Consider the following 6,010-nt stretch of genomic DNA (forward strand, 5'->3'; position numbering starts at 1 on the left):
GATTTGTCTAATACCTATAGCTCATAGCCTAAGGCATCATTAAGACAAAACTGAACGGATAACTTTTCCACTAGTATCGGTTAATCTAAAGTTTCTACCTTGAAATGGATACGTAAATTCTTCATGGTTAAAGCCTAAACAGTGCATGATGGTTGCTTGCAAATCAAAAACAGAAGTACGGTCTTTGATGCCGACATAGCCCACAGGATCTGTTTCGCCGTGTGAATAGCCGCCCTTGATGCCTCCGCCTGCCATCCAAACGGTGAACGCTTCGGTATGGTGGTCTCTTCCTTTGAAGGCCGCCGCTTTACCTTCACGGTTTTCGGCCATTGGGGTTCTCCCAAATTCTGCCCCCCAAACGATGAGTGTTTCATCTAGTAAACCTCTTTGTTTTAAGTCTTGGATTAAAGCTGTAATGGCTTTGTCAACGGTCGAACATTTTTTGGTCAAACCATTTGCCACGTCAGTATCTTCCGAACCTCCGCCGTGGGAGTCCCATCCCCAATCAAAAAGTTGTACAAAACGCACACCTTGTTCTACTAATTTTCTGGCTAACAAGCAGTTGTTGGCAAAGGATTCTTTGCCTAATTGTGTGCCGTACATTTCGTGGATATAGGCTGGTTCTTTGGTAATATCCATTACTTCTGGTACAGTAGTCTGCATCCTGAAGGCCATTTCGTATTGCGAAATACGTGCTAAGGTTTCAGGGTCATGAAACTCTTCGTAAGATTCTTTATTAATTTCGGTAATGGCATCGATGGTACTTTTGCGTAAATCACGACTCATTCCTGCTGGGTCGGAAATGTACAAAACTGGCTCACCCTGATTACGACACTGTACGCCTTGGTACACCGAAGGTAAAAATCCGCTACCCCATAAGGCCTTGCCGCCATCTGGGTTTTTTCCACCAGAAGTAAGCACCATATATCCCGGTAAATTCTGATTTTCGGAGCCCAAACCATACGTTGCCCACGTACCCGTACTCGGACGCCCCAAGCGAGCCGAACCTGTATGAAGTAACAACTGTGCAGGAGCATGGTTAAACTGGTCGGTGTACATGGCCTTGATAAACGAAATATCATCTGCCACTGATTGTAAATGAGGCATTTTATCCGAAACCCATGCGCCACTTTGACCTACTTGTTGGAATTGAGCCTGTGGTCCCATCATTTGCGGAACACCACGGATAAAGGCAAACTTTTTGCCTTCAAGAAAAGATGCTGGACAGTCTTTTCCATCCAATTTCATCAAATCGGGTTTGTAATCAAATAACTCCAGCTGCGAAGGCGCACCTGCCATGTGTAAGTAAATGACAGATTTGGCTTTACCTGCAAAATGAGGCATTTTGGGTGCAAGAGGATTAGCCGCACTCGCTACTGTATTCTGTGGAGTACCGCCACAACTTTGGAGTAAAGAACCCATAGCCATCATCCCCAAGCCCGTAGTGCATTGCTTGAGAAAATGCCGACGGGTTTCGTAGCGAAGCTTTTCAAAAAGAAGTTCTTGCTGTAAGTTTTTCATACGTTTATTCAATGAACAAAAGCTTTTAGGTTTAATAAAATCCAAACTCCGAAATCACAAATCCACAATCAATTTATTCTTTCATAATAAACTCATCCAGATTCAGCAAAGTGCTAGCTACAAGGGTTTTAGCGGCTAAGTCTGGAATGTTTTTAGGTTTTATATTATCATCAGGACAAATATTGAGAAGCTTTTCGGCTTCGCTTTTATTCTGCCGATATGCTTGCAATGAATTGGTATAGAGTCGTTTAAACACCGCTAGTTTTTTCTCAGAAATAGGTTTACCAATCGTAAATTGGTAAGTATTGCTAATTTGAGTGTCAAACGAGCCTTGAATATGATCCATTTTTTGGGCTAGATGTTTGGCACATTCCAAATACACAGGGTCATTGAGCGTAACGAGTGCCTGTAAAGGCGTATTGGTTCGGATTCTTCTTGCCAAGCAAATATCACGATTAGCGCCGTCAAAAGTAATCATCGAAGGATAGGGCGTTGAGCGTCGCCAATAGGTGTATAAGGCTCTTCGATACTGATCGTCTTTTTCACTTGTTTTCCAAGCCATACTGCTATATGGCGTATTCCAAATTCCATCGGGCTGATACGGCATTACGCTTTTTCCATACATTTTAGGACTTAACAAGCCGCTCACCAGTAAGGCTTGATCTCGGATTTGCTCAGCTGACAAACGTACTCTTGGTCCACGTGCCAAGAATCTGTTCATAGGGTCTTTTTCTAATAAATCTGGGTTGGCTTTAGAATCTTGTTGGTATGTGGCCGACATGACCATTTCTTTCAAGAGTTGCTTGGGTTTCCATTGGTATTCGGTCATGAATTTTACGGCTAGATAGTCCAACAAAGCTGGATGCGTAGGCGTAAATCCTTGCGTACCAAAATCTTCCAAAGTTTCGACCAAACCTATGCCAAAAATTTGCTCCCAAAAGCGATTTACCGCCACTCTGGCTGTTAACGGATTGTCTTGACTTCCCAACCACATAGCTAGGCCAAGACGATTTTTAGGGGCATTTTTAGGTAATCCACCAAATATCGAAGGTACATCGGGCTCTACCACCTGCGTTTTGGCCAACCAATTGCCACGCTCCCAAACGTGAGTTTGACGAGTAAACTCTTTTGGAGAGTCCAGCATCACAGGGGTATTTTCGGTGCTGGCACTGATGAGTGCTAAGAAATCTTTTTTTCTTTGACTAAAATCAGCTCTATCTTTTCCTGGAAACTCAGGTAATAAGGTAAAACTTCCAATGACGCAGGTACTTTGGTCAGGTTTTACTTTGGTATTTTTAAATACAAGATACCAATCCTGACGACCATTCATGGCAGGCAAATCATATAACTGATAATCCCATGAGTTGGTCCAGCCACCTTTTTGGGTGGTATCTAGCTTGATAGTCGTCAGGAGTTTTCCTGTCAGAGACCCAAGGCGTATTTCCATAAAAGTAGGACTGCCAGTTTTGTTGCCATAAGCGACTAAAAGTTGTCGCTTGCCTTCTACAGGAAGGGCTTTGAAGCGAACAGAACCGCCATTGCGAACGCCCAAATACTTGTTATCTGCTAGGGCGCCATTGATAAATTGGTCTCCTGCATGTGGATGAATTTTGGGCTCTAAAAAAGTCAAGTAGTGGGATATCTCCTGCTCTTTGGCGGTGCCAAAATTACTTTTCAACCAGCTTTTCAACTGCTCAAGCTTTGCTTTATCTTCTGGTTGGGTAAATTGGCGGAGGTATGGCGAATCATCAGGAATATCTTCGTCGCGAGTATTATAAAAAAATGCCATTGATTTGTAATAGTCCTCATGTCGAATTGGGTCATAAGGATGCGAGTGACATTGTACACAAGCCATCGTTGTTCCCTGAAGCATCTCCCAAGTCGTATTTACACGGTCGACCATAGAGGCGTTTCTAAATTCTTCATCATCAGTACCACCTTCGTCATTGTTAACGGTATTGCGATGAAAGGCCGTAGCGATGTATTGTTCTTCGGAAGGATTTTTTAATAAATCGCCAGCTAGTTGTTCCTTGATAAATTGATTATAAGGAATATCCCTATTAAAGGCCTTGATAACATAGTCACGATATTGCCAGATATTGCGAGCTTCGTCTTTTTCATAACCCTTAGTATCCGAATATCTTGCCATGTCTAGCCACATACCAGCCCAACGCTCGCCGTATTGAGGAGAAGCTAGTAAAGAATCAACGACTTTTTCGTAAGCATTATCTGAATTATCATTCAAGAAATCCTGCATCTGCTTGTCGGTAGGAGGTAAGCCCGTCAAGTCTAAGCATACTCTGCGGAGTAGAATAGATTTTTCGGCTTGTTTCGAAGGAGATAAGCCTTCTTCGTCTAGTTTGTTTTTGACAAAATAATCGATGTCGTTTTTCTCCCATTTTGTAGAAAACCAGCTAAATATGCCTGCAAAAAAGCTTTTATTGGGAACTTTAGGCATTTCGGGTTTGACAAAAGCCCAGTGTTCGCCCCAATTCGCTCCTTGATTTACCCATTTAGTCAAAATCTCTATCTCTTCTTTTTTCAGAGGTTCTTTCTTCAATGGCATTCTTTCCTCTGGGTCTTTATGCGTCAGACGAATAATAAACTCAGAATGTTTGGCATCACCCGGAATAATGGCTGGTTTGCCAGATTCAGTCTTTCCTAGGGCTTCTTCTCGAAATAAAAGACTAAAGCCTCCCTGCTTTTTTACGCCACCATGACATGAAATACAGTGTTTATTTAAAATCGGTTTTACTTCTGTACTGTAATCAACCTTGTTGTTTGCTCCCCAAAAAGAATATACAGAGTATCCTCCAATTAAAATGATGCTACTAATGAAGAGTAATTTATTGGTATTCATAAGAGTTATAATGCCGTAATGAGTTAATTTATGGAATAAGGGCGTGAGTAATAACTTGGTTTAAAGGCTCAGAATAGCTGTAGATGGCTAGAGTTAGAGAACACAGGCAGCAACGTAATGTTGTATTTCTCTTAATTGTAATGAATCATGATTTTTTTATACGCTAAGTAGAAAAGAATTTTTTTAAAAGCTGTCTGTAAGTATGGTGATTAAGAGATTATAAAGATGAATTTGGTGATAGAAAAAACTTAGAGGTTTGGCTAAAGATGGATAAATCACTGAATAGCTTTGTTATAAATAAGATTTTTTCCAAGGCATACTATTATCATAATCATGAAGGTATTGGTAAAAATGATTTAGAATTAAATTGTAACGATTAATGGCTTTATTTTTAATGTATTATCGTTATTTGTAAGATTTGTACCTATATGATTTAGTAAAGCTTATCAAAACTAGTAGATATTCAAAAGCTTATAATACTTTACTTTTTTGTGTTTTGGGAAGATATTATTTGATTATCTCGACTAGATTTATACAAAAATAGAACTTGCATGCTTAGTTTTACATGACTATTTTGATGAAAAAGATAGATAATATTATGATTGAATCATTATGATAGAGAAAAAAGAAGGGTTTGTCGGACAACAATCTTATGTGGTACCCAGCGACCTATTAACACGCATATCAAAGCATCCTTTGTTAGAAGCCTTACACATTACAGATATTGGTTATTATCCCAAAGCAAGTTTTCATACGAGAGAGCGAAAATCTGGTTGCCCTCAGTATATCCTGATTTATTGTGTGCAGGGAGAAGGATACTACGAAATCAACGGGTCGAGATATGACGTAAAGCCAGATTGTTTTTTTATCCTTCCTGCCCATGTACCACATAAATACGGAGCAAATAGTGATAATCCTTGGACAATCTATTGGGTACATTTTTCAGGAAAAAAAGCATCTGATTATTGGAATTTTTTACTGGATTATTCTGGTTCAGTGATACCCGTATTCCTAGCTCCAAACAACGAGAGGATTGCTATTTTCGAAGATATTATGACACATATCGAAATGTCATTCAACGATGATAATATGATTTATGCCAACACCCGATTTGCTTATTTTTTAACAACCTTCAAAGCTTCGATTTTTAGTACAAACTCACAAACAATTGACACGCCAGATTCCATTGCCAAGGTTATTAATTACATGAGAGAACATCTGACAGAAATGTTGACCTTAGAGCAACTTGCTGAGGTGGCGGGGATGTCTACTTCACATTTCTCAGCAGTTTTTCGTCAGAAAGTGCAAAGTTCGCCTATCCAATTTTTTACCGTTCTTAAAATCCAACAAGCTTGTCGATTGTTGGAATATAGCAGGCTTCGCATCAAAGAAATCGCCTATCAGATAGGCTATAGTGACCCCTATCATTTTAGTCGAGTTTTTACAACAGTTATGGGTATATCTCCCAGAGATTTTAGGAAAGTAGATAAACAATAGGTGCCAATGTCAAAGTACGAGATAGGGTTGCCGCTACTCTAGGCTATAAGCCGTAGGCATTAGGCAAAAGGTCTTTATAATTTCATAAAAAACTATTTTACACTTTGTGCCTGTTACCAAAAGCTTTCAGGT

3 protein-coding genes are annotated in these 6,010 nt (G+C 40.0%); 1 reads left to right on the forward strand and 2 read right to left on the reverse strand.

Translation table 11 applies throughout. The features are described 5' to 3' along the window. Nucleotides 1–39 precede the first annotated feature (39 nt). Complete coding sequence (locus tag ACOVQ4_RS01840) at nt 40–1,521, reverse strand: DUF1501 domain-containing protein (RefSeq protein ID WP_421818961.1); 1,482 nt, start codon at nt 1,519–1,521, stop codon at nt 40–42. A 73-nt stretch (nt 1,522–1,594) separates the two neighbouring features. Next, complete coding sequence (locus tag ACOVQ4_RS01845) at nt 1,595–4,381, reverse strand: DUF1553 domain-containing protein (protein ID WP_421818962.1); 2,787 nt, start codon at nt 4,379–4,381, stop codon at nt 1,595–1,597. A 612-nt stretch (nt 4,382–4,993) separates the two neighbouring features. Between ACOVQ4_RS01845 and ACOVQ4_RS01850 the strand changes: the two genes are divergently transcribed. Beyond that, entirely contained in the window at nt 4,994–5,878 is an 885-nt protein-coding gene (locus tag ACOVQ4_RS01850) for an AraC family transcriptional regulator (protein ID WP_421818963.1), read from the forward strand. Nucleotides 5,879–6,010: the final 132 nt, after the last annotated feature.

Source organism: Flectobacillus sp. (assembly GCF_049240685.1).
Classification (GTDB): Bacteria; Bacteroidota; Bacteroidia; order Cytophagales; family Spirosomataceae; genus Flectobacillus.

Excerpts from the sequence above, each read along its gene's own strand:
- ACOVQ4_RS01840 (WP_421818961.1), bottom strand. The coding sequence starts at position 1,521 with ATGAAAAACTTACAGCAAGAACTTCTTTTTGAAAAGCTTCGCTACGAA.
- ACOVQ4_RS01850 (WP_421818963.1), top strand. The coding sequence starts at position 4,994 with ATGATAGAGAAAAAAGAAGGGTTTGTCGGACAACAATCTTATGTGGTA.
- ACOVQ4_RS01845 (WP_421818962.1), bottom strand. The coding sequence starts at position 4,381 with ATGAATACCAATAAATTACTCTTCATTAGTAGCATCATTTTAATTGGA.